The following is a 21,606-nucleotide window of genomic DNA, read 5'->3' on the forward strand; positions in this document are numbered from 1 at the left end:
CAATTGTTAGACACCATCTAACAATTGGAGGTGCTTTTTTTATGACAAAATATTCATTAGAGTTGAAATTAAAATCTGTCCTTGCTTATTTAGAAGGAATAGACTCATTTAGAACTGTAGCCAATCAATTTAATATCAGTTTGACTCCTTTAAAGCAATGGGTGGCGCATTATAAAGAACATGGGATAGAAGGGCTAATGTCTACCTATACAAATTATGATATTAGCTTTAAGATGGATGTACTAAACTATATGAACGATTTTGGAGTGTCTAGTACCCATGCAGCTGCTGTGTATAACATTGCTTCTCCTTCTACTATTACTAATTGGCTAAAGCAATTGGAGGAGTACGGAGTTGACGCTCTTAAAACGAAGAAAAAGGGGCGTCCATCCATGAAAAAAGAAACGAAGAAAAAACCAGTAGAAGGGTCATTAGAGGCGTTACAGGCTGAAAATGAAAGATTACGTGCAGAGAATGCATATTTAAAAAAGTTGAGAGCCTTAGTTCAAGAAAGCGAAGCGTCCGAACGCAAAAAGCGAAAGTAGTACATGAACTAAGGGAAGATTTTAATTTAAAGCTACTTCTGTCCGTCGCAAATCTCGCAAGGAGTACCTATTATTATTGGATAAACGCCTTCGGGCGTCAGGATAAATACGAAGAAATAAAGCCAGTTATCCAGGAGATATTTCATACGAATAAAGGGAGATACGGGTATCGACGCATTACATTGGAATTACGTAATAGGGGGATTTCAATGAACCATAAAACGGTCCTTCGATTGATGAAGGAGTTGGGACTAAAGTGTCTGGTCCGTATGAAGAAATACCGTTCATACAAAGGCAAGATTGGAAAGGTTGCGCCTAATATCCTCAATCGTAATTTTAAGGCAACAAAGCCAAATCAAAAATGGGTTACGGACGTAACTGAATTTCATTTACACGGTGAGAAGTTGCATTTATCGCCCATTCTAGACTTATTTAATGGAGAGATTATTGCTTACAATATCGAATCACGTCCTGTTTATCCCTTAGTCTCCAAGATGCTTGACCAAGCCTTTATGCGATTGGAATCGAAAGATTCCCCCGTTCTCCATTCAGATCAGGGCTGGCATTACCAGATGAAACAATACTCACATGATTTGAAAAGACACAACATTATACAAAGCATGTCCCGCAAAGGAAATTGTTTAGACAATGCCGTCATAGAAAACTTCTTTGGCTTACTGAAATCGGAATTACTTTATTTACAGAAGTTCGACAGCACGGAGCATTTCAAAAAAGAACTGGAAGATTATATCCATTATTACAATCACCGACGAATCAAAGTAAAATTAAAAGGCATGAGCCCAGTAGATTACCGGGTTCATGCCCTCAAGGTTGCCTAATTAAATAAAGTGTCTAACTTTTTGGGTTCACTTCATTAGCGGAATGGTCTTCTTTTGTATATTGTTTTTCCTTTTCTCCTTAAGAATCCAATTGTTGTACTTGAAATAGGCTGTAGTAATGCCCTTGCTTTTTCATAAGTTCTTCGTGTGTTCCCATTTCCGTAATTTCCCCATTATCGATATGAACGATCCGGTCGGCATGGGTGATGGTTGATAACCGATGGGCCACGATGATGGTGGTCCGGTTTTTCGCCAAAATATCCAGCGCCTCCTGGATATAGTGTTCACTTTCCAAATCCAATGCGGATGTGGCTTCGTCGAGAACAAGGATTGGCGGGTTTTTCAAAAATACCCTCGCAATGGCCACCCGTTGCTTTTGGCCTCCGGATAATTTAACTCCCCGCTCCCCGACTTTCGTTTCATATCCTTCTTTTAGACCCATGATGAAGTCATGGGCATTCGCTGCCTTTGCCGCTTCAACTACTTCTTCATCACTTGCATCAGGCCTTCCCATAAGGATGTTAGCCTTAACCGATTCACTAAATAAGATATTATCCTGTAGAACCATTCCTATTTTATCTCTTAGGCTGCGGACTTGATATTTACGGATATCCGTCCCATCCAATAATACCCTTCCCTCCGTCACATCATAGAAACGGGAAATCAAACTGACGATCGAGGATTTCCCGCCGCCGCTCATCCCGACAAGTGCAATGGTTTCCCCTGGTTTAACATCCAGATTTATATGTTTCAAAACGGGTGCCTCTTTCTCGTCATAAGCAAACCATACATCCTGAAAGGTTATTCGGCCATCCACATGCTTCAGCTCTTTTGCCCCTGGTTCGTCATCGATATCATACTTCTCATCCACAAACTCAAAAACCCTGTCCATGGACGCCAATGTCTGGGTCATTGTCGTCGAAGAGTTAACTAAACGTCTGAGGGGATTATATAACCGGTCTATGAAACCGACGAAAGCAACCATGGTACCCAGCGACAATTGTTCATGAATGACCTGATAACCGGCAAAGCCTATCACGAGAAGGGGGGCAATATCCGTGATCGTATTCACGACAGCAAATGACTTAGCATTCCAGCTCGTATGCTTTAGGGCCTTATCGAGGAAATTTTTGTTCTGCTTTGCAAACAATTCCTGTTCCCTGTCTTCTATCGCAAAGCTTTTGATGACTGACATCCCTGAAACCCGTTCATGAAGGTGACTCTGTACATCCGCTAACGCTTGGGACCGAGTCCTTGTATAGGTTCTCAGCTTGCCAAAAAAATGCTTAATCGAAAATGCATAAAATGGAAGCATGATGATGGATACAATGGTTAACTTAACGTCCATCGTAAACATGATGACTATCACTATGATAATCGTTGCGATATCGAGCCAAAGGTTCATCAGACCCGTGATGACAAAGTTCTTCGTTTGTTCCACATCCGTGATCATCCTTGAAATGACCTCGCCCACCCTTGTGTTGGAATAATATTTAAAACTCAGTTTCTGTATATGAGTAAATAAATCATTACGAATATCATATAAGATTTTCGTTCCGGTCCATTGAGCGAAATATTGACGGTAATACTCAATCGGCGGTCTAACTGCAACGAAAATGAATATCATGATGGCCATTGCCCATAAAAGGCGTTCGGATTTCACGGCTTTGGACAGGTCACCATTTCCAATGATATCATCCACTATATACTTACTGAGCAATGGAAGCAAAAGCGGAATCGCGAACTTTAGCAATCCAATCAATACCGTTCCAATTATCTGCCATTTATAAGGTTTGACGAATTGCAAATATCTCTTAATGCTCCCCACGGAATCCCTCCTATTCTGATTCATTAAATCCAAAAGATAAAAAAATCCATAACAGTCAATTTGAAATCTTATATGCACTATTCAATTATATTTTCCTTTTCGATGTTTAACTATCAAAAGGACTTCATTCACTAACATTCATACAATTTATAGGAGGCAAGGATTTAAAGTTATTATCGTTTCTGCTTTCTTGAAAGATTGAATCAGTTTTGTAGGTACGATACACAATGAAAAAGCCTGCCAATTATGCAGCAGGCCTTTTCTATCATCGATAGGTTAAAAAGCGCTCATACCAACTATCAATAAACTCTGCGGAGAATGGTCCTTTTCGCTGGCGTATCATATAAATCAAATAGTCTACGTTCTGTTTCAATATTGAATCGATGGCATCCGGGTAATTCATTTCTTTCCGATGCCTTTCATATTCATCCTCATCCAGCAAATTAAACGTCATATCTGGGAATACTTTAATGTCCAGGTCATAGTCAATGTATTTCAATGCTCCCGAATCGTATGTGAACGGCGAACTGATATTGCAATAATAATAAACCCCGTCCTCTCTCAACATACCAATAACATTAAACCAATACTTTGAATGAAAATAGCAAATCGCCGGCTCTCTCGTAATCCAGGTCCTTCCATCTGATTCCGTTACCATAGTACGGTCATTCGCTGCTATCACCAGATTTTGGGTCCCTTTTAAAACGGTTGTCTCTTCCCAGATACGATGGATATGTCCATTATGTTTATAGCTATGGATTTGGATTTTTCCTCCTTCGGCAGGAACAATCCCCATTTATCTCTCCCTACTTTCTATAGACACCCTGACAGCGTACTGTGCCCTATTCCGTTTGCAGTTGTTTGTGTGTATTTAAAATATATACTTTTTTCCATTTACCCTATATTCCTATATTATAGCGATTTATTCATAAATTTAAAACAAAAGTGGCTAATCTCCCAGTGAAAATGTGTAAATAAGTCGAAAAAGTCTGACCATCCACCCATTTTAACTTAGAAATTAGCCGGTTATTTATCGTATGGCAGCCTGTCCTTGCTGAAAATAACGGATGACTTCTTCCGTTTGCTTCTCGAACATATCATGGATACTTTTCAATTCCTGCTTTTTGAGTTGGATCTCTTCCTGTATTGTGACTGCTTCAATCTCCTCTTCCAGGGTAAGGAGTTGCTTCTCTATATCTTGGCATCTTTCGATCTCGGATTGTAAAAGTAAAAGCTTATCCATCGTTTTCAACTGGTTGTTTATAAGCCGGTTAAATTCCTCCATGAATGCACCTTCCTAATCTGTATTTTTTCTATAGTATGTATATTCTATTTTTATCCGTTTTTTCCTTTGACATAAAATGTAAACACAACGAAACATTTGTCGAATCCAATGGAAGGCAAAAAAAAGCACCCTTCAAAAGAAGGATGCTTTTCATCGGCAATTAGCCTTGGCTTTTATTGCTTTGAGATTTTTGGTTTTGTTGTTTCACTTCTTGAACGTTAGTTTCAGAAGCAAACTCTGTACCGAATTGGCCTTGTGCTTGACCTTGACCTTTTTTTTGCTGAGATTGCGCGTTTTGTTGTCTCACTTCTTGAACGTTAGTTTCAGAAGCAAACTCTGTACCGAATTGGCCTTGACCTTGCTGAGATTGCGCGTTTTGCTGTCTCACTTGTTGAACGTCAGTACCTGCTTGTGATTTATTTTTGTTATTAGCCATTGATATCACCTCCACGATAATAAGATAACCATTATCCAGGAGTGTTATCCAACTAAAAACATTTAAATTTTTCCAGTTATATTAAACAAGCAATGAAATGCCCCCATCAACTATTACGGTTTGTCCACGAATCATACTGGCTCCATCGGAAATTAAAAACAGGATGGTATTCACCATATCTTCCACCTCGACCATCCGTCCAGCCGGAGTCTGCTCTGCCGCCTCAGCAAGCATTTCATCCCGATTCGGGAAAGACTTCAGGGCATCTGTATCGATCACACCACCTGAAACGGCATTGACACAAATATTTTTTGCAGCCAATTCGACCGCTAAATATCTTGTCAGGGCTTCAAGAGCAGCTTTGGAAACTCCAACAGCTGTATAATTTTTCAAATAGCGAATGGATCCTAGTGAACTGATGCTGACGATTTTCCCTCCGCCGTTCCTCTCCATTAATTTCGCCGCTTCCTGTGCGCAGAAAAGGAGGGCTTTTGTATTGATGTCCATGGTCCAGTTCCAATGGGATTCCTCCAGCTCCATCAACGGACGCTGCACTCCTGAGGCCGCATTATTGATGAAGATATCCAAACGTCCATAATAAGCATCGATTTCCTCGAACATGCTTTTCACTTTCGCAACGTCACCGACATTTGCCTTAACTACAAGGGCTTTTCGCCCCAACGCTTCAATTTCGGCTGCCACTTCTAATGCTTTCGACTTGCTCCGGGCATAATTAATAACGAGGTCGTAACCTTCCTCTGCAAGCCTTATTGCCGTGCTTCTGCCTAAACCTTTACTGCTACCTGTAACGAGTGCCACTTTTTGTTCCATTCGTTTATTCATCCTTTCTGAGTAAAAACCAAGTAATAAAAATCATTTTTTTTAAGGAGTGTTACTGTTATGTATGTTGGACGTGATATGACAGAATTGTCGATGATGAAAAAATCGGATTGGGAAAATAGTGAACTCGCCTATTTTCATCACTCCCTTCAACAAATGGTACCTTATTTAAACCAAGAAGGACAGAGTATCCATAGCGAAATCGTCAAAGAAATTGAAAATAGAGGCGGACTTAATAGGCAGGAAGCAGATTATACTCATGGAACGAAAACCATTTTTTACGATTGATTTTATACGGATAGGGCTTTAAAAATCAACAAAGGAAGAGGATATCTTAGCGGATATCCTCTTTTATGCATACTATCACCAGCGCCTTTTTTTCACGATTTTATATTATATGACGTTAAAGCCATTGCGCAAATCAAGGCTGTCCCAAAAAATGTTAACGAATACAAAGATGGTGAATTAACCTTACCGAATACCATTTCATTCTGAAGTGCCCTGCTTGTTCCCATGCATTTACAATGTCCGGTTTATATCGGCTTGTTTTTATGGATCCAACCATTATCGCACTCCTAAAATATAAAGCATGTATGATGATTGAACCTATGAATGGTTGAAGGACTATCCTCATTTCTACACCCCAGTACCCTCATTACCATAGAGGCAAAAAAATCCTTTATTCAATACGTTCTTTTTCTTTATACGCCTTCATCATTTTTTGGTGGGAAACCGGAAATGCTAACTCCTCCATCTCTGCTTCACTCACCCACTTAAGTTGCTGTTCTCTTAGTATTTCTTCACTGATGGCTTCTTTGACCACTCCGATATACGTATCCACTTTCCAAACGAGATGTGAGAAAACATGTTCAATTCTCACAAGTGATTCAGTTATTTCCGGTTTGATGCCATACATTTCCTGAAAACGACTCTCGAAGAATTCCCTCTTATGCAAAAGGGATGAATGGTTTTCGAAGTTCGGATATTCCCAAAGATTAGCTAGCAATCCTTCTGATGGTCGCTTGTGAATTAAAAATTCACCTTTTTCATTCGTTATAACGGCAGCGACAATTGGTACATCCCGCGTTTTTTTCTTTTGGATTTTTACCGGCAATTCCGACTGAACCCCTGCTTCAAATGCTAGACAATGACTTTGAACGGGACATAATAGGCAGGCAGGCTTACCTGGTGTGCAGATCAAAGCTCCAAGTTCCATCAAGGCTTGATTGAAGGCAGAGGTATGTTCATGATCGATCAGCTTTCTGACGGCAGCTTCGAATGTTTTTCTTGTCTTTGGCTTCGCTATGTCTTCATATATCATCAATATCCTTGATAAAACACGCATGACGTTTCCATCAACGGCTGGCTCCGGCTTGCCGTATGCGATACTAAGAATCGCACCAGCTGTATAAGGGCCGACTCCTTTCAATTTGGAAATTTCCTCGGGATCATCGGGTACGATCCCATTATAGGATGCCTTCACTTCCTGAACGGCACTATGCAGATTCCTTACACGTGAGTAATATCCCAGCCCTTCCCAAGCTTTTAGGATTTTCTCTTCATCGGCATTGGCAAAATCCTCGAGTGTGGGGAACCATTCGACAAACCGGTTGAAATAAGGAATCACCGTGTCCACTCTCGTTTGCTGCAGCATTATTTCAGAAACCCAAACACGGTACGGGTCCTTATTTTCCCTCCATGGCAATTCTCTTTGTTCTTCGAGAAACCAGGAAACCAAATCTTTTTGAAATTCATCGATTTTTATTTTTTCTATTGTCGGGATCATTATTTCTTTCACATCAGTTCCTCCAAAGATGTTACACTCTTATCAAAAATGGGAATACCTATAGTAGGTCATTCTTTTTTTAATATCATGTTCATATCCATTTATTTGTAACGGGTCACAAAAATTAGTCAAGATTATATTCATTTGATGGTTAATATATAAATACGGTATGATGAAAGAAGACCATTTTTTTCAAATTGTGGCAGGGAGGTTAGTTTTTTGGATACAGGTACTCACTTTGTCATGGGAATTGCTCTTGGAGGTCTTGCCACATTAGATCCTGTCATTGCACAGAGCCCAGTCACTGCAAGTGCAGTCATAGCAGGAACGATATTGGGATCACAGGCTCCGGACATTGACACTGTTTTAAAATTAAGGAATAACGCTGTATATATACGCAACCACCGTGGAATCACACATTCCATTCCCGCTGTTTTACTTTGGCCCTTAATTATCAGCGGAGCAATTTTCGCCATCATACCTGAAGCAAATTACCTTCATCTTTGGCTTTGGACCTTTTTAGCCGTTTTCCTTCATGTATTCGTGGATATATTCAATGCTTATGGGACCCAGGCTCTTAGGCCGATTTCGTCAAAATGGGTAGCTTTAGGGGTCATCAATACATTTGACCCGTTCATTTTTGGAATACATGTTGCCGGCCTGATATTATGGGGCTTTGGATTTCCTCCAGGTTATTTATTTCTTTCCATTTACGGAATACTCGTCATTTATTATATTTCCAGATTCAGGGAGCAAACTTTTATAAAAAGACTGGTCAAACAGCAAATTCCTGGAGCAAGGAAAATTCTATTATCACCGACCATGCGTTTTCACCGCTGGAAAATTGCAGTGATTACCGAAAAGAATTATTATGTGGCACGAGCCGATAATGGATATGTGACGATTCTTGATACGTTCGATCGAGTGCCATTGCCTGAAAGTGAAATTCTCGAAGCCGCCAAGAAGGATATCAACTTGGCAGCCTTTCTGTCCTTTTCTCCGGTTTACCGCTTTGAAATCGAACAGATAAAAGAATATTATGAAGTCCGTTTTATCGATTTAAGATACCGCAGCAATGGATATTACCCGTTTGTGGCAGTGGTCCATTTAGACAGCGAATTGAATATCTTGAATTCTTATACCGGCTGGATCTTTAGCGAAGCGAAACTGCAGAAGAAATTGAATATTATTTTGTAGTCGCTGCATATTGAAAAAGAGCTGATTCCAGGGAACCCCTCTGGAATCAGCTTTTTTAATGCACTCGATTCTGCTGATTTAATAACTGTTGATATTTAGGGTTCTTTGCAATGAATTCGTGGAATTGCTCACCGTAGTTATCAATCCAGGTCCTTACAACGCGCGATGTCATTTCTTCCCCGGCATACTCATGCCCTGCCTTTGCATAGGTCGCTTCGAAATCTTCCCATAATAATTCCACCCAAGTCAAAGCTTGCTCATACGTGATGTGTTCATTTTTCTCAAGCAGTATCTTGGTTAATCTTTCATGGTAATCATTCATTAGAACCACCTCATTGCCAATATTTTTACAGAATGAACTATACTGTCCCATACCCATACTAGTGGTAAGCGGAAACGCTTCTTTCTTTAATCTGATGCTTGGAGGAGAAAAATTTGCGAAATAAACAAAAAGGATTCCCCAACCAAAACAATAATAAATTCCAAGGCGAGCCTCGTGCAAAGGCAAGATATGCTTCAAAGCGTGCAGATGGCAGTATTAATACACACCCTCAAGAAAGAATGAAAGCATCAAACGAGCGATCGAATTAACTGGTACACCAGAAGAAGGAATCGGGTTTCTTCCCCGGTTCCTTTTTATTTCAGCATTGAAATCGGGAGTGCTTCTTCCTTACCGCTACCACCTAAGCGGTAGCCCCAGGCGAATACGCCGTTCATATAATCAATTTTGAAATAGACCCCGGGATCTCCGTCAATTTGATATATTTCACCTTTTTTGAAATCATCCGGATTTAACAAATAGGCCTTGGCCATCGTCACTTTTCGTTCCAATACAGAGTATTCATTTACCATTCCCAATTGCTCTGCTTTTCTCGCTTTTTCAGTCAACGCTGCAATTTCCTGTTGTAGTTCATAGGCGGACAACTTGCTGTATCTTACGTCGCTCATATATATACTCCTTAAATGAAATATTAATTTACTTCTATATTAAACAAAAATTAGTGATTTGGCTATCGATGCACTTAATCCCCATCAGGATTGGAAAGATAACGCTCAATCAATTCTATTGGAAAACCTTTTCGGTATAATGCCTGCTTCATTTTTTGTTCATATTCGAAGCCTTCATGGTTTTTATATCGGCGTTGCATTTTTTTGGCATGGTGGCAAAGAGAATCCCATTGTTCATCTTCATCCTTTTCAACCGTCACATCTTCAAGCGCTTCATGGATGACATCTCTAGGGAAACCTTTCCGTAACAAGGTTTGTTCAACTTTCATCCTTAAAGCTCTTTCGGAAATGTTTCTTTCCTTTTTGACCGCTTTTCCAGCAAGTTTCCTTGCATGTTCAATTTGAATATCAAAAGGGTATTCCTTCAATGCCTCGACAACCAACTTTTCTTGCACCCCTTTTTCCTTAAGCTCGAGCTTAAGGTTAGTGGGCCCTTTATTACCTCCATTCACATGGGTCCTTACGTAAGCCTTGGCAAATTCAAGGTCGTCTAAATAGTTAAAGCTGTATAGTTTATGTATCGCTTCCTTAATGATCGGCTCTTCCGTTTCCTTCTTTTTTAAATAAAGGCGAATTTCCGATTCGGAGCGCATCCGGTATGATAAATAATTAAGTGCATCGGTAAATGCTTTTTGGATTTCATCATGGAATTGTATTTCTGCCAAAAGCAGGTCATCAAGATCCGACCCCTTTTTCAAATGAAATTTCAATAGCACTTCTTCGTCTACACTGAAGGCATATTTTTCGTCAACGAAAATGTTATAACGATCTTTACGTTTCTTTTGGGTTGTTATTTTTGTTATGTTTGGCATAAATCCACCCCCACCCCTACTTTACCCCTTTACGTTTACCATTTCTATATATAGCATGTCTAAAAATGAAAAAAGAACATGGGCATGTTAAAGTGAAGGAAAGAAAGGGAAAGGAAGTGGTTTTCGTGAAAATAGCCATTGCTGGTGGAAGCGGTTTTGTCGGCACAGCCCTTATTGATGAATTATCAAAAGAAAATCATGATATATATATTTTGACCCGTCATCCTGAAAAATTTAAAAAACAGACTAATTTGACATATATCGGCTGGTTGACCAAGGACGCAAAGCCGGAAGGAAACTTAGCGGGACTCGATGTTTTCATTAACCTTGCTGGTGAATCTTTAAACAGCGGGCGTTGGACACCTGAACGAAAACGCCGGATTGTCGAAAGCAGGGTCGAAGCTTCCAGAGAGATGAACCGGATCATATCCGTACTGCCCGAAAAGGTGTCAGTCATCATCAATGCAAGTGCCATCGGATATTATGGTATTTCGGACGATGAAACCTTTACCGAAACCTCTGAATCCATTGGGGATGATTTCTTGGCCCGTACTGTTCAACTATGGGAAAAGGAAGCGGCTAAATCACGATCTTACAGTAAAAGGTTGATCCTAACAAGATTTGGGGTGGTTCTTGGAGAAAAATACGGCGCACTGCCAATGATGGTCCTCCCCTATAAACTATTTGGCGGAGGAAAGATGGGCAAAGGGAATCAGTGGCTATCCTGGATTCATATCCATGACTTGGTCCGTGCAATCAGCTTTTGCATGAACGATCAACGGATAGAAGGTCCAGTCAATTTTACGGCACCAAACCCCGTTCAGATGGATACATTCGGGAAAACGATAGGAGCTGTCCTGCACCGGCCACATTGGTTACCCGTACCTCCCTTCTTCCTCAAGAAACTGCTGGGGGAAATGAGCATACTTGTACTTGAAGGGCAAAATGTCCTTCCCACTAAACTTAAAGAGGAAGGATTCACATTCTCCTTTCCAACCCTTAAAGAAGCTTTACAAAATATCTTAAAAGAAGATTCTCACGTATGAAAGGGTCATTTTAGGAAAAAATAGGGATATTAAGTGGAATGGAGATGATCTAATTGCTCAAAAAACACGATAAAGAGAAAAGTAACTTAACTAGTACCCAAGCGATTCTTTATGCTCGCGAATTTAAAAAAGCAGATCGAGCTGGTGGATATACCGAAAAGAAATCCCGTCGTTAAGTTTGGAGTTTTTTCCCGTACATTTTGAACAGCCACTCAACATAAAATAAGCTGGAGATGAATTCATCTCATCTCCAGCTTATTTCTTATTCTAGGGGGGCGCTAACATGGGACGCAATAACATACAGCATAATCGAGATAAGAACAAACAGAAACTTCCTCAAGTTCCCAAAAACCTGAAAAGTGACGGACTTGACGTTGAATATTCTTCCGAACTGGCTGACCAGGAAGACATCGAGGCACAAGCCCGGGCAAATGCGGCTGACCGCCGTGCTCATAATCGCCGCTTATAAGCAGGAGAAACCAAAGCAAGGGGCTGTAAATCAGCCCCTTATAATTTCTTTATTTATATGGCTTATCCACAGCCCTGTGTATATTGTGGATATATTCAGAAAATACTGACAAGAAGCAGTACAATTATTCTCCTTATTAACATGAAAATAATGTTATTTCTGGATAACTCTGTGGATTATGTGGATAAAGGGAATGTTTCACTAACCAGGCTGTATTCTTACTGTGGATAACTACTCTCTCTCCTTGATTTGTTCCACAGGATTATAATTTATATAATAATTCATCTATATCTTTTACGTTATTTATAAAATTTCTTCCTTCCACGTATTATCGCATGCCAAGCAATTCTAAATGACTTTTCCAACCCTAATTTGTTAGTAGTTTTATCACTATTGACCCCGGCATTAAAGAAGGTTCCCCAAACTTTTCCCATCTGCATTTTCTTCCAACTGTTTACGAAGCAAGAATTTTTGTATCTTCCCACTTGCGTTTCGAGGCAGCTCATTACAGAAGATATATCTTCTTGGACGTTTATAGTTCGCCAGTGTTTCACTGTTCTTACACCAGGTTTCCAAATCGGTTTCCGCTAGCGAAGGGTCTTTGGCTACGATGAAGGCCGTTACCATTTCCCCCCAATGATCATCTGGCTGACCAAGTACTGCACAGTCGAGAACTCCTTGATGCTCATATAGTGTATCTTCCACTTCACGTGGGTAAATATTTTCCCCTCCAGAAATAATCATGTCGTCCACCCGGTCCTTGACCCACAGATATCCATCTTCATCCAGGAAACCGATGTCACCGGAATGGTACCAGCCTTTGTAAAGCGCCTTTTCGGTCTCTCTATCTTTTTGAAAGTAACCCTGCATGATACACGGACCCTTAACAAGGATTTCCCCTGTTTCCCCAGGTTCCAGCATATCCTCGGGATCCGATGGCCCTTCGTCATTCGGACGGGCAATGATGATTTCATGATTGGAACATGCTTTGCCGGCAGAGCCTGCTTTCCTAATTTGATCTTCCTCCAATAGGAGAGTGATGGCGGGACCCATTTCAGTCATTCCATAAGCTTGGATGAACTGGATGCCGAGTCTCTCCTGACAGGCACGTACAAGTGATGGAGCCATCGGGGCTGCTCCATAAAGCCCTAGCTTCAAACTCTGGAATTTATACTCATCCAAGTTTTCCTGGATGAGCATGTTCCACATCGTAGGTGCAGCAAAAAACTTGGTGATCCCCTCGGATTCAATCAGTTCCATGACCTTTTTGGAATTAAATTGATGTAATATGACATTTGCGGCACCGACCTGTACGCGAGGTAAAAAGGAACAGTGCAATTCAGCACAATGAAACATCGGTGCAGTGATCAAACCGATATCAGAGCGTTCGTACTTCATGGCCTCTATTAAAATCTCAGCTTGTTTGACCATGTCTTTATGAAGGTGAATGACCCCTTTGGGACGTCCGGTTGTCCCGCTCGTATACATGATGGCATAGATATCCTCTTCGTGAACGTCCACTTCATCTGGCTTTGATGAGATACTGGCCATTTTCTGACGGTAACCTTTGGCATACCCAGGCACATCATCATCAATATACCAGAAGGCCGTTTCCGGAAATCGCTTTTCAACCGCGGCAACGTTCGTTTCCAATTCGTGTTCGAATAAAACGACCTTTGGAGCAGCGTCGTTCAAGATGAAGGCCAACTCTTCCGGCATTAAACGGAAGTTGATCGGATTAAAGATTGCACCGATTTTTGCACAGGCAAAGAATGCTGTTGCAAGCTCTTCATTGTTGTAAAGGTACGTGGAGACCCTGTCCCCTTTTCGCACCCCTTCCGCTTGAAGGGCCGCCGCCAACCTATTCACCTGTTCATTCCATTGAATGTACGTATAGCGGATATTTCTTCTCACGTCGTAGATAGCTTCTTTAATGGGGAATTTTTGAACCGTCTGATCAAAGATATTTTTAATCGTTACTGACATATCATTTTCCTCCTCAAGTAAAGTAACCACCATCAACAGGAAGAGTTCAGCAAAGCCTGCCGATGGTCGTCTTCTTCCCTTTTTCAGCTTTTACTTTCGTGTGAATTACGAATGTTCATAAATGGATAGTCCAGCTTCAGTCCAATCTTTCAATGATGGTGGCATTCGCCATGCCGTGGCCTTCACACATTGTTTGCAGCCCATAACGGCCGCCCGTCCTTTCTAACTCATGGATCATCGACACCATCAATCGGGCCCCGCTGCCGCCAAGAGGATGACCCAAGGCAATCGCCCCGCCATTTGGATTCAGCTTCTTGGGGTCTGCCCCCGTTTCTTTTAACCAGGCAATCGGTACAGGAGCGAAAGCCTCATTCACTTCAAAGATATCAATATCATCAATTGTAAGACCCGCTTTTTCCAAAGCTTTTTGGGTGGCGGGAATCGGTCCCGTAAGCATCAGGGTGGGATCTGACCCGACAACTACCCGTGTATGAACTTTAAAGCGCGGTTTCAATCCAAGTTCTTCGGCTTTCCTGCGTTCCATTAATAATAAAGCGGCAGCACCGTCACTGATCTGACTTGAGTTCCCTGCATGGATTAAACCACCTTCTTGAAAAACCGGTTTCAATCCAGCAAGTACTTCAAGCGTAGTTCCCCCCCTTGGGCCTTGATCTTCCGTAACTTCGGTTTGATTTCCTTCTTTATCAGTACCCGTTACTGATATCATTTCACGGTTAAAATGCCCTTCTTTTTGAGCACGTATTGCCTTGGCATGACTATCTACGGAAAACTGATCACAATCTTCTCGTGTTATTTCCCACTTATCGGCGATTCTCTCAGCTGATAAACCTTGGTTAATCACCTCATGCAAGTCCATATACTTTTGGCTTGTTACAGCACCTTGATAATTAGACCCCATGGGAACTCGTGACATGTTTTCCACTCCACCTGCCACTACCACATCCATATCACCCGACAAGATGGCCTGGGAAGCGAAATGGACTGCCTGCTGACTTGATCCGCATTGACGGTCAATCGTCGTTCCCGGCACTTCAATCGGAAATCCGGCAATCAGTGCAGCAACCCTTGCTATATCACCGGCCTGTTCGCCCGACTGTGAAACACAACCTAAAATGACATCATCGACAAAAGCCGGATCGATACCCGCCTTTTCAATCAGCTTCTTCAATACTTCCCCTGCCAGATCATCAGGGCGAACGTCTTTCAAGACACCGTTCCTTCTGCCTACTGGCGTGCGAATCCCTTCAACGATAACCACTTCCCGCATATACTCTCTTCCCTTCTCATCCTGTTATTATAGGCCCAGATTCTTAGCGATGATTTTCTTCATGATTTCATTTGTCCCGGCATAGATGCTTGCTACCGGAACATCCCGATACCTTCTGGCAATCTTGTATTCCTCCATATATCCATAGCCGCCATGGAGCTGCATGCATTCAATCGATATTTTTCTGGCAGTCTCCGTCAAACGCCATTTTGCCATTGAAACTTCCGTTACAACCTGTTCACCAGCCATATGTTTAGCGATCAATTGATCTAGGAAGGCACGCCCCATTTTGATTTCCGTTGCCATTTCCGCGATTTTGAATTGAGTATTTTGAAACTGACTTACGGATTTTCCGAACGCTTCCCTGCCCTTCACGTACTCAATCGTATCGGCCAGCATATCCTCAGATGCGGTTTGAGCACAAATTGCCACCACAAGGCGTTCCTGCTGCAGTTTTTCCATTAAGTAAGTAAACCCCTTGCCTTCTTCACCAAGCAAGTTTTCCTTTGGAACACGGCAATCCTCGAAGATGAGTTCTGCTGTATCCTGACTGTGCAAGCCAAGTTTCTTCAGTTTTCGCCCCCTGGAAAACCCGGGTGTATCCCTTTCGACAACGACTAAGCTAACACCTTTATGTTTCGGAACGGCACTTGGATCCGTTTTACAGGCAACGATGACCAAATCCGAATGAATGCCATTTGTGATGAATGTCTTTTGGCCATTTAATATGTAATGATCTCCATCCAAAATGGCAGTCGTTTTAATATTGGCCAAATCCGAACCTGTGCCGGGCTCTGTCATGGCAATTGCTGTAATGATTTCCCCTGTCGTGCATTTAGGAAGCCAGCGCTGTTTCTGCGACTCATTTCCGTATGCGGAAATATACGGAACGGTGATGTCACTGTGAAGTCCGAAACCAATGAATCCAGAACCAACTCTTTCCAACTCCTCATTAATTATGACCGCAAAGCCCCAATCTACCCCGGAACCCCCATAATCTTCTTCAAGGTCCGGACATAAAAAACCCTGTTCCCCCATTTTCACCCAAAATGACCTGGGAATGATCCTCTCTTCTTCCCATCGTTCATAGTGGGGAACTGCTTCTTTCTCCAAAAACTTTCGGAATGACTTACGGAAAATTTCATGATCTTCACTTAGGTATGGATGCTTCATCTGTTTTATCCCCTCTCCATTTCTTTGTCGGAGGCTCTTTTTTTAGATTTACTTAACAACTTACCTGGGTGACATTCTAATGGCCCCATCCAGTCTGATGGTTTCCCCATTCAACATCGGATTCGTTATGATGCTTTCCGTTAGTTTAGCGTACTCTTCCGGATACCCGAGCCTTGGTGGGAATGGCACCGTTTTACCTAATGACGTCCTCGCTTCTTCAGGTAATGAATCGAACATCGGAGTATGGAATAGACCGGGTGCAATCGATACGACACGTATCCCTTTTATGGCAAGCTCTCTAGCGATCGGCAGAGTCATACCAACAATCCCTGCCTTAGAGGCACTATATGCGGCTTGTCCGATTTGTCCTTCAAAGGCAGCTACCGAAGCTGTATTGATAATGACCCCACGCTCCCCCTCTTGGTTCGGTTCATTTTCGACCATTTTTTTCGCCGCAAGCCGGATTACGTTAAACGTACCGACCAAATTGATTTGCACGACATTTGAGAACGCTTTCAATTCATGCGTACCTTTTCTGCCTATGATCTTCTCGGCAATCGCAATGCCTGCACAGTTGATGACCGTATTGATGCTCCCGAATTTTTTCATTCCTTCATCCAATGCTACCGCTAAGCTTTCTTCACTAGTTACATCCGTTTTAATAAACAGGACTGAATCTCCCAATTCCTGAGCCATTTTAGCGCCATTTTCTTCCGAAAGGTCAAATATGACCGCTTTTCCACCTTTTTTAATGATGTTCCTTACTGTCGCGGCCCCCAGACCTGATGCCCCGCCTGTCACTACTGCAATGGTTTCTTGAATTTCCAAATCCTCACCCCATTTGTTTCTAGAATATATATTCATCTTTCACTATCATCAAAACCTATTTTCAACATTAATTTCACCGCTTGCCTGTTTTATCGTTCACTTTCAAGTCATGAAGGGTTTCGGTAAAGCCCTTGATTACCTGTTCAAAATCCTGCTTCAACCCATCCAGCTCTTTAATGCGTTCATTTATTTCGTTTAACTTCTGTCCTGCAGTTTCAATCGTTTTTTCCAATTGCTTTATGCCTGTCCTATCCTTATCGAATAAAAGGACTATATCCTTTATTTCCACTAACGAAAAACCATACTTCTTACCGCGCATTATGATTTTGAGCTGTGCATATTCTTTCTTTCCATAAACTCTTTTTCCCGTTTCGGTACGCTTTGGCCTAAGAATACCCCGTTCCTCATAATATCGGAGGGTCCTTGTCGTCAATCCGAATTCTTTTGCTAACTCAGAAATGGTGTACATGTTATAACCACACTTTGCAAAGGGATTAATTACCTTTATTTTAACATTGACGTTAACGTAAACTTCAATAAATATTCACAAAATTTATAATATATGAAACTGCATGAAAGATTTAAATTGATATACTAAGAGTATATTCTTTCAAAGAAGGGAATGATCGATAATGCTATGTTCAAAAATATTAGTTGCTTATGATGAATCTGAATTGGCACTTAAATCTTTAGAAAAAGCGATTGAATTAGCGAAGCTGGATTCCGCTATCGAAATCCAGGTGCTTCACGCTGTTACGCTGCCAATCAAACCAAATATATATGGCAATGCCTTTCAGGAAATTGAAGAATCCATGCTCAAGTATGGCAAGGAAGTGATTAAAAAAGCGGAAGCGCTTTTATCCGAAATCCCGAATGCATCCCAGACATTTGTCGTAGAGGGTTCAGCCATCACGACTTTATTGGAACATGCAAGATCCCAGAATTGTGACCTTATCATCATGGGCAGCCGCGGATTGAGTGGTTTCAAGGAATTCCTAGGCAGCGTGAGCCACTATATCGTTCAACATTCCCCAGTGCCCGTCTTATTGGTCAAATAATATTTACGGCAAATATTCTTGCCACCTTTCATAAGCTGGGTTCCCCTTTGGAATCCAGCTCATTTACGCGTGCATGAAACTCCATAAAACTTATCATGTTTTACAAACACTTCCGTTTACGGGTAAAATGAAACTAATTTTAAACGAGGATAACAGGTGACGCAATGGATATTAAACATTTGCAATACTTTATAGAGGTAACCAATTTCAATAGCTTCACTCGGGCTGCCGACCATTTATTCATTACCCAGCCGACCATCAGCAAGATGATTAAAAACCTGGAAACCGAGCTAGGTGTTGAGCTTTTTGATCGTTCACGTAAGCAACTGATCTTGACCGATGCAGGCAGGGTTGTCTTAGAGCAGGCAAAATTGATGATAAGGCCTTTCACAATTTAGAAACGGAAATGGACAATTTATTAGGTTTAAAAAAGGGACATGTACGCATCGGGCTGCCGCCGATCATCGACGCTTCTTTCTTCCCCCGAATTCTTAGCCGTTTTCACGAGGACTATCCCAATATTACCTTTCAATTAGTAGAGGATGGTTCAAAGAAAATAGAAGAATCCGTCCAAAATGACTTAATTGATATAGGCGTAATAGTCCTGCCAACCAACACCGCACTTTTTCATCATTTTGCTTTTTTGGAAGAAGACATCAACTTGATTGTTCACCCCTCCCATCCGCATGCTTATGGGGAAGAAATCGATTTGGCCGACCTGGAAAACGAATCTTTCATCTTATTCAATAAAGATTACGTCCTTCGAGATCTCATCATTTCATCCTGTAATGAAGCTGGTTTTTCTCCACATATCGTCACGGAAAGCTCACGCTGGGATTTTATTGAGGAAATGGTTTACTGTAAACTTGGCGTTGCTCTATTACCTGAAAGTTTATGCCGTCATGATGAGCGCGTAAAGACAATCAAGGTTAAAAACCCCTCCATTAGTTGGAATTTGGGATTTATTTGGAGTAAGGACCATTACCTTTCATACGCTGCAAAAGAATGGCTGAAATATACGAGGGAAGCATTGTCTCATAAGTAGTGAATTATTCGGCATGATTGATGTAAGCACTATCATAGATTTGGGTTATACACATGATAACATCTAACCATTTTACAATGCGTTACGGCGGGGGTAGACTAGTATGAGTAATAAGCATGATAAATGCTGATGGATTCCATATATTCTAAAAAGGAGATATTCATGATCACTTTATCTAGTGTCGATGAGTTACAGGCAACAGAAGCAGCTCTGGAGAAAATTAAATATTCATACCCCGAACTATTTAATAAACTGTTCCATGTCGTTGCCTTAACACGAGCTCTTCAATTTAAATATCAATTTATGGGCACAATAATCATGGATGAAAACCCTAACGAATACACCCCTGAATTCGTTATGCCCTCCGTTATCGGATTATATATAGAGGAAGTTCAAAAGTTAAAGGATGATCCGGATATCCAGGTATTATTTCAGACCTTCTCCCAAAATAAAAATATTGGATATGCAAAAATCAGTATGCTTGTGCTCGGTAATAGCCCTGAATCGCTTTTAGGCGCTTCATACATCAAATGAAGCCCCCTGAAATTCTCCGAAAAAAAACCTCCCTTAAGGGGCTGTTGACAATCTAAAAGGAATTTCTGAAACCTGTATAGAATTTATTCTATGCAGGTTTTTTATTGGAGGGATTTCTATGATGGGACGCAATGATGAGTACCAAAGCAAAATGGAGTTTATTGATTTGAACGATTTTGTTCCTAATAATCATATTCTCCGCTTAATATTGGAGAGAATTGACTTCTCTTTTATATACGTTAAAATGGAAAGTTTTTATTCGAAACTGGGCCGGAAGTCTTTGGATCCCGTCCTCCTTTTCAAGATGTTGCTTATCGGCTATCTTTTTAATATTGACTCAGAACGCGAACTTGAACAGGAGGTTCATTTAAATCTTGCTTATAGATGGTTTTTAGGACTTGATCTAACTGATCGAATTCCCGACCACTCTATTTTTAGTCAAAATCGTCGAAGACGGTTCAAAGACAGTGCCGTATTCCAAGAAATCTTCGAACACATTGTTTCACTATGCATTGAAAAAGGATTGGTCACAGGGGAAACCATTGTGACAGATTCTACCCATATAAAAGCCAGTGCTTCTAAGGATCAGGTGAAAAGGGTTGAGGTTGAGAAGACTCCTTCCCAGTATTTAAATACTCTTGAAGAAGAGGCAAAGAAGTAGAACTGCAGGAGAAAAGAGAAAACGTTGGCCGAAAAAAGGCTGGGAGAAAACCGAAAGAGTCTACTACAAAAATAGTGTCCGTCTCTAAAACCAATCCTGATTCAGGGTTATTAAATCGACCCGGGAAACCATCAGGTCCCCACTATTTGGCTCATACCAGCATTGATACCCAAAACGGAATCATAATAGATATTCATCCGAGTGCAGGAAATGTAAATGACTGCGAACCTTACGTAGAACGCTTGAAAGTGATAAAAGAGAAGTTTCATTTAAATATTAAGAATGTAGGGGCGGATCGTGGATACGATACAACGCCTATTCACCATGGATTAAAAAAATTAGGCATAACGGGGTATATCAGTCCCACTCAGTATGATTCGGCGTTTAAGACAACCTCGCATCGGGAGTTCACTTATAATAGCGAAAACGATATATACCTATGTCAAAATAAGAAGGAACTAGCCTTTACACATTTAATGAGAAAGGGCGAAACAAATTACAAGACCTATTCGGCAAAAACCCAAGACTGTAAAGTCTGTCCTTTCAGAGTGGAATGCTTCGGGAAAACAGCGACTAAAAGAACCATATCACGCCCCATCGCCCATGAACTATTAGAAGAAAACATGAAAAGGACAAAAACAAGTGATTACAAACTGGTTCAAAAACTAAGAAGAGTCTGGTGTGAAGGCTCATTTGGCACCATGAAAATAAAGCACAATTTATATAAGACATATAAGAGGGGCATTCAAAAAATCCATGAACAATGCCTCTTTTCGGCGTTGGCCTTAAACTTAAAACGAATGGTAAAAGTAATGAACTAGCTACAAAAAAATGAAAAAGAATAATCAATAAACAAGCAATTAACGATAAAAATCAAAATGGGGAAGAAGCAAAAGCTCTTCCCCATTTTGTCAACAGCCCCTTAAGGAAGGTTTTTTCTTT

The 21,606-nt window shown here is 41.1% G+C and carries 25 protein-coding genes and 1 pseudogene; 12 read left to right on the forward strand and 14 right to left on the reverse strand.

What is annotated here, in order from left to right; translation table 11 throughout:
• The first annotated feature begins 41 nt into the window (after nucleotides 1-41).
• A protein-coding gene (locus QFZ73_RS07345; protein WP_307264715.1) for an IS3 family transposase occupies nucleotides 42-1,384 on the forward strand; the annotation gives its coding sequence in 2 pieces (ribosomal slippage) (nucleotides 42-483 and nucleotides 483-1,384; 1,344 coding nt in all).
• A 79-nt stretch (nucleotides 1,385-1,463) separates the two neighbouring features.
• Here the strand turns inward: QFZ73_RS07345 and QFZ73_RS07350 are convergent.
• The 5 genes from QFZ73_RS07350 to fabL form a co-directional block, all read right to left on the reverse strand.
• Nucleotides 1,464-3,212 carry an ABC transporter ATP-binding protein gene (locus QFZ73_RS07350; RefSeq protein WP_307264718.1) on the reverse strand — a complete coding sequence of 583 codons (1,749 nt, stop codon included), beginning with the start codon at nucleotides 3,210-3,212 and terminating at the stop codon, nucleotides 1,464-1,466.
• 265 nt (nucleotides 3,213-3,477) lie between these two features.
• Nucleotides 3,478-4,008, reverse strand: a complete 531-nt coding sequence (ntdP, locus tag QFZ73_RS07355) for a nucleoside tri-diphosphate phosphatase (RefSeq protein WP_048685440.1) — start codon at nucleotides 4,006-4,008, stop codon at nucleotides 3,478-3,480.
• A 234-nt stretch (nucleotides 4,009-4,242) separates the two neighbouring features.
• Complete coding sequence (locus tag QFZ73_RS07360) at nucleotides 4,243-4,497, reverse strand: YgaB family protein (RefSeq protein WP_251438297.1); 255 nt, start codon at nucleotides 4,495-4,497, stop codon at nucleotides 4,243-4,245.
• Between the two features lie 160 nt (nucleotides 4,498-4,657).
• Nucleotides 4,658-4,933 carry a gamma-type small acid-soluble spore protein gene (locus QFZ73_RS07365; protein ID WP_251437430.1) on the reverse strand — a complete coding sequence of 92 codons (276 nt, stop codon included), beginning with the start codon at nucleotides 4,931-4,933 and terminating at the stop codon, nucleotides 4,658-4,660.
• A gap of 81 nt (nucleotides 4,934-5,014) precedes the next feature.
• Nucleotides 5,015-5,764 (reverse strand): enoyl-[acyl-carrier-protein] reductase FabL, encoded by a 750-nt coding sequence (gene fabL / locus QFZ73_RS07370; RefSeq protein WP_063234820.1) that lies wholly within the window; start codon nucleotides 5,762-5,764, stop codon nucleotides 5,015-5,017.
• A gap of 69 nt (nucleotides 5,765-5,833) precedes the next feature.
• Between fabL and QFZ73_RS07375 the strand changes: the two genes are divergently transcribed.
• Nucleotides 5,834-6,061 (forward strand): hypothetical protein, encoded by a 228-nt coding sequence (locus QFZ73_RS07375; RefSeq protein ID WP_307264740.1) that lies wholly within the window; start codon nucleotides 5,834-5,836, stop codon nucleotides 6,059-6,061.
• Nucleotides 6,062-6,452: 391 nt separating this feature from the next.
• On the opposite strand, the gene mutY is transcribed toward QFZ73_RS07375, so the two are convergent.
• Nucleotides 6,453-7,559 carry an A/G-specific adenine glycosylase gene (gene mutY / locus QFZ73_RS07380; RefSeq protein ID WP_373459001.1) on the reverse strand — a complete coding sequence of 369 codons (1,107 nt, stop codon included), beginning with the start codon at nucleotides 7,557-7,559 and terminating at the stop codon, nucleotides 6,453-6,455.
• Nucleotides 7,560-7,778: 219 nt separating this feature from the next.
• Between mutY and QFZ73_RS07385 the strand changes: the two genes are divergently transcribed.
• The gene (locus tag QFZ73_RS07385) at nucleotides 7,779-8,756 is read left to right on the forward strand and encodes a metal-dependent hydrolase (RefSeq protein WP_307264748.1); all 978 of its coding nucleotides are present in this window, start codon (nucleotides 7,779-7,781) and stop codon (nucleotides 8,754-8,756) included.
• Nucleotides 8,757-8,811: 55 nt separating this feature from the next.
• On the opposite strand, the gene QFZ73_RS07390 is transcribed toward QFZ73_RS07385, so the two are convergent.
• On the reverse strand, nucleotides 8,812-9,078 hold the full coding sequence (locus QFZ73_RS07390; RefSeq protein ID WP_101225953.1) for a YfhJ family protein: 267 nt from the start codon (nucleotides 9,076-9,078) through the stop codon (nucleotides 8,812-8,814).
• Between the two features lie 113 nt (nucleotides 9,079-9,191).
• Here QFZ73_RS07390 and QFZ73_RS07395 point away from each other — a divergent pair, with 113 nt between their 5' ends.
• Nucleotides 9,192-9,347 (forward strand): small, acid-soluble spore protein K, encoded by a 156-nt coding sequence (locus QFZ73_RS07395; RefSeq protein WP_034305387.1) that lies wholly within the window; start codon nucleotides 9,192-9,194, stop codon nucleotides 9,345-9,347.
• A gap of 45 nt (nucleotides 9,348-9,392) precedes the next feature.
• Here the strand turns inward: QFZ73_RS07395 and QFZ73_RS07400 are convergent, their stop codons facing one another.
• Nucleotides 9,393-9,704, reverse strand: a complete 312-nt coding sequence (locus QFZ73_RS07400; RefSeq protein ID WP_034305394.1) for a YfhH family protein — start codon at nucleotides 9,702-9,704, stop codon at nucleotides 9,393-9,395.
• A gap of 74 nt (nucleotides 9,705-9,778) precedes the next feature.
• The gene (gene recX / locus QFZ73_RS07405; protein ID WP_307264757.1) at nucleotides 9,779-10,576 is read right to left on the reverse strand and encodes a recombination regulator RecX; all 798 of its coding nucleotides are present in this window, start codon (nucleotides 10,574-10,576) and stop codon (nucleotides 9,779-9,781) included.
• Between the two features lie 125 nt (nucleotides 10,577-10,701).
• Here recX and QFZ73_RS07410 point away from each other — a divergent pair, with 125 nt between their 5' ends.
• The 3 genes from QFZ73_RS07410 to QFZ73_RS07420 all read left to right on the forward strand — a co-directional run bounded on the left by QFZ73_RS07410 (nucleotide 10,702) and on the right by QFZ73_RS07420 (nucleotide 12,091).
• On the forward strand, nucleotides 10,702-11,622 hold the full coding sequence (locus tag QFZ73_RS07410; RefSeq protein WP_307272665.1) for a TIGR01777 family oxidoreductase: 921 nt from the start codon (nucleotides 10,702-10,704) through the stop codon (nucleotides 11,620-11,622).
• A gap of 53 nt (nucleotides 11,623-11,675) precedes the next feature.
• Nucleotides 11,676-11,798, forward strand: coding sequence for a YfhE family protein (locus QFZ73_RS07415; protein ID WP_081088510.1), 123 nt, complete (start codon nucleotides 11,676-11,678; stop codon nucleotides 11,796-11,798).
• 107 nt (nucleotides 11,799-11,905) lie between these two features.
• Nucleotides 11,906-12,091 carry a YfhD family protein gene (locus QFZ73_RS07420; RefSeq protein WP_251437440.1) on the forward strand — a complete coding sequence of 62 codons (186 nt, stop codon included), beginning with the start codon at nucleotides 11,906-11,908 and terminating at the stop codon, nucleotides 12,089-12,091.
• A 405-nt stretch (nucleotides 12,092-12,496) separates the two neighbouring features.
• Here QFZ73_RS07420 and QFZ73_RS07425 read toward each other — a convergent pair whose 3' ends face one another.
• From QFZ73_RS07425 to QFZ73_RS07445, 5 genes are all read right to left on the reverse strand, one after another.
• Nucleotides 12,497-14,077 (reverse strand): fatty acid--CoA ligase, encoded by a 1,581-nt coding sequence (locus QFZ73_RS07425; protein WP_251437442.1) that lies wholly within the window; start codon nucleotides 14,075-14,077, stop codon nucleotides 12,497-12,499.
• Nucleotides 14,078-14,213: 136 nt separating this feature from the next.
• Nucleotides 14,214-15,365 (reverse strand): thiolase family protein, encoded by a 1,152-nt coding sequence (locus QFZ73_RS07430; RefSeq protein ID WP_251437444.1) that lies wholly within the window; start codon nucleotides 15,363-15,365, stop codon nucleotides 14,214-14,216.
• A 27-nt stretch (nucleotides 15,366-15,392) separates the two neighbouring features.
• Nucleotides 15,393-16,538 (reverse strand): acyl-CoA dehydrogenase family protein, encoded by a 1,146-nt coding sequence (locus QFZ73_RS07435; RefSeq protein WP_307264771.1) that lies wholly within the window; start codon nucleotides 16,536-16,538, stop codon nucleotides 15,393-15,395.
• Between the two features lie 60 nt (nucleotides 16,539-16,598).
• Complete coding sequence (locus tag QFZ73_RS07440) at nucleotides 16,599-17,366, reverse strand: 3-hydroxyacyl-CoA dehydrogenase (RefSeq protein ID WP_307264774.1); 768 nt, start codon at nucleotides 17,364-17,366, stop codon at nucleotides 16,599-16,601.
• A 73-nt stretch (nucleotides 17,367-17,439) separates the two neighbouring features.
• Nucleotides 17,440-17,835, reverse strand: a complete 396-nt coding sequence (locus QFZ73_RS07445; protein WP_251437450.1) for a MerR family transcriptional regulator — start codon at nucleotides 17,833-17,835, stop codon at nucleotides 17,440-17,442.
• A 163-nt stretch (nucleotides 17,836-17,998) separates the two neighbouring features.
• Between QFZ73_RS07445 and QFZ73_RS07450 the strand changes: the two genes are divergently transcribed.
• The 5 genes and pseudogenes from QFZ73_RS07450 to QFZ73_RS07470 all read left to right on the forward strand — a co-directional run bounded on the left by QFZ73_RS07450 (nucleotide 17,999) and on the right by QFZ73_RS07470 (nucleotide 21,485).
• On the forward strand, nucleotides 17,999-18,424 hold the full coding sequence (locus tag QFZ73_RS07450; RefSeq protein WP_251437452.1) for a universal stress protein: 426 nt from the start codon (nucleotides 17,999-18,001) through the stop codon (nucleotides 18,422-18,424).
• Between the two features lie 164 nt (nucleotides 18,425-18,588).
• A pseudogene (gene cidR, locus QFZ73_RS07455) lies at nucleotides 18,589-19,469 on the forward strand (cidABC operon transcriptional activator CidR).
• Between the two features lie 162 nt (nucleotides 19,470-19,631).
• Nucleotides 19,632-20,003, forward strand: coding sequence for a hypothetical protein (locus tag QFZ73_RS07460; RefSeq protein ID WP_307264783.1), 372 nt, complete (start codon nucleotides 19,632-19,634; stop codon nucleotides 20,001-20,003).
• Between the two features lie 118 nt (nucleotides 20,004-20,121).
• Nucleotides 20,122-20,664, forward strand: a complete 543-nt coding sequence (locus tag QFZ73_RS07465) for a transposase (RefSeq protein ID WP_307264786.1) — start codon at nucleotides 20,122-20,124, stop codon at nucleotides 20,662-20,664.
• Between the two features lie 146 nt (nucleotides 20,665-20,810).
• Nucleotides 20,811-21,485, forward strand: a complete 675-nt coding sequence (locus tag QFZ73_RS07470) for a transposase (RefSeq protein WP_307264789.1) — start codon at nucleotides 20,811-20,813, stop codon at nucleotides 21,483-21,485.
• Nucleotides 21,486-21,606 lie beyond the last annotated feature (121 nt).

The organism is Peribacillus sp. V2I11, from assembly GCF_030817135.1.
GTDB lineage: Bacteria > Bacillota > Bacilli > Bacillales > DSM-1321 > Peribacillus > Peribacillus simplex.